The organism is Atribacter sp. (genome assembly GCF_035418125.1).
In the GTDB taxonomy this organism is placed as follows: Bacteria; Atribacterota; Atribacteria; order Atribacterales; family Atribacteraceae; genus Atribacter; species Atribacter allofermentans.
Genome location: NZ_DAOLQM010000298.1, coordinates 1 through 2,475 on the forward strand (window position 1 = coordinate 1; position 2,475 = coordinate 2,475).

The 2,475-nt window shown below is 39.3% G+C and carries 2 protein-coding genes; both read left to right on the forward strand.

Translation table 11 applies throughout. The features are described 5' to 3' along the window. Positions 1-125: 125 nt before the first annotated feature. Positions 126-1,622 (forward strand): sugar ABC transporter ATP-binding protein, encoded by a 1,497-nt coding sequence (locus tag PLK24_RS10745; RefSeq protein WP_324479004.1) that lies wholly within the window; start codon positions 126-128, stop codon positions 1,620-1,622. Positions 1,623-1,624: 2 nt separating this feature from the next. Beyond that, positions 1,625-2,475, forward strand: an 851-nt coding sequence (locus PLK24_RS10750; RefSeq protein WP_324479006.1) for an ABC transporter permease, incomplete at its 3' end; no start/stop codon positions are given.

Here is a 2,475-nt window from a genome sequence, read left to right on the forward strand (position 1 = left end):
ATTAAAGGCACACCCCCCTAACCCCCCTCAATGGGGGAATTCATTTGATGGTATTTTCAGGATAGACCATACCTTATGATGGTGGTAATTGATTTGGAGTTTAATAAATCAGGAGGTTTTATCTTTTGGATGAAAATCAGCCCCTCTTAAATATTGTGAATGTTTCGAAGAGTTTTCCAGGAGTTCGAGCCTTAAATAAAGTGAATATGACTTTAATATCTGGGGAAGTACATGCTCTGGTCGGAGAAAATGGAGCCGGTAAATCCACTTTAGTGAAAATTATATCCGGAGCCTATGCCCCCGACGAAGGATCGATCGACATAGGGGACAAGTCTTTTCGATCTTTGAATCCTTATCAAGCCAGATTAAACGGAATTGCTACCGTTTATCAGGAACAACAATTGGTTCCCTGGTTGACCGTAGCAGAGAATATATTTTTAGGGATGGAACCTCGCACCCGTTGGGGAAGTATAGACTTTCCTACCATGAAACAAGAGGCTGAGGAGAGGATTCGCTCTTATGGCTTAAGTATTCAACCTACCGAATTAGTTGCTGCTTTATCCGTAGCAGCCCGCCAGGAGGTTGCCATCTTAAAAGTACTAGCTCGTAATAAAGCTAAAGTTCTTCTCCTCGACGAACCAACCGCATCTCTAACCGGATCACAAGTAGATTTTTTGTTTAGCTTAATTCATCAACTTCAACAACAAGGGATAGGAATACTCTACATTTCCCACTATTTAGATGAAGTTTTAGAAATTTCTCAAAGAATAACTGTGTTAAGAAATGGACAAGGAGTTGGTACTTTCCAAAAAGGGGATCTAAATAAAGAAACCTTAATTGAAAAAATGGCGGGGCATAAGCTTGATTTCTCTACAGTTATTAAAAAACCGGTTGGGGAAAAAATTTTAGAGCTTAAAGAAATTTCCTGTTATAACATCCTTCAAAATGTAAACCTCTCATTACACAATGAGGAGATACTCGGGATTCTTGGAGGAAACGATTCAGGTTGCCATGAACTTATTCGTTTGCTTGCCGGACTTATACCTTTTTCTCAGGGAAAGATGTTTTTAAGAGGAGAAACTTATTCTCCTACCAGCATTTATGATGCCTTAGAAAAGGGATTATTTTTTATTCCGGAAAATATGCGTAAGGAAGGTTTGGTACTCCCCCTTTCTTTAGCCAAAAACATTACTCTTTCTAATCTTAAAGAAGTACTCACTCAAGGCTTTATCCACCTGAAAAAAGAGGGAAATCAAGCACAAAATTTAGTGAAAGCGCTAAAAATTGTTACACCATCAGTGAAAACTGAAGTACAGTATTTGAGTGGAGGGAACCAGAGGAAAGTTCTTTTCGCCAAGGCCCTTTTTGCCGATGCCCAAATTTGGCTCTTGGAAGAACCAACTCAAGGTGTAGACGTAGAAGCCCGTCAGGAAATCCATCGTTTACTTTTCGATATCAAATCAAAACAAAAAAGTATTCTTCTCGTCTCTTCAGATCTTGAGGAACTTATTACCGTAGCCGATCGAATTATCATTTTACGGAGAGGGCAGATCGTAGAGGAAATAGCCGATTCTTCTTCTACCAGCCCCAAAGAATTACTGCAAGCTATGTTAGGAGGGTAATCATGTTTTCTTTTGCCACCATTGGTAGAAATATATTAGTGTTAGTTCTTTTAGCCATTATAATTTTTACTGGAATAATCAATCCTCGTTTTTTAAGTCTACAGAATATATTAAATATTCTTCAACAAATCTCGGTTTTGGGTATTGTCAGCATTGGGGTGACCATACTCCTCATTTCTGGGGGGCTGGACCTTTCGGTCGGAAGTCTTATTTCTCTTAGTGCTTATGTCGGTGGTCTTACTATTGTTCAAACTCATTCTTTGGGTTTGGGTATTCTTGCCCTCTTTGCCTGCGCAGTTTTTTTTGGATTTTTAAATGGTGTTTTAGCAGCAACCGAAAGGGCTCACCCTTTCATAATTACTTTAGGAACTATGACTTTTCTTCAAGGTATTGCAGTAGTGATAAGCCGGGGAAGTCCGATTAATGGAATGGGTGGACTTTATGAATTGATTGGTATTCGTGATATTTTTGGATTACCTGCCCCAGCAATTATATTTATTGGTTTACTGATTCTTAGTCATTTCTTTTTAAGAAATATTCCTTTAGGGAGGTATGCTTTTGCCATTGGTGGCAATCAAGAAGCCTCTCGACTCTCAGGTATCAGAATAAGCCGGATGAAAATTGCTCTTTACGCCTTGAATGGATTATTTGTTGGCGTTGCAGCTCTGGTTTTAAGCTCTATACTTGATTCGGCTTTGCCAACTATGGGAACTGGATACGAATTACGCTCAGTTGCGGCAGCGGTAATTGGAGGAACTCCTCTCTTTGGTGGGAGAGGAAATGTCTTTGGTACCTTAGGAGGGGTATTTTTATTAGGTTTAGTTTCTAACAGTATTAACCTACTCGGAATAAG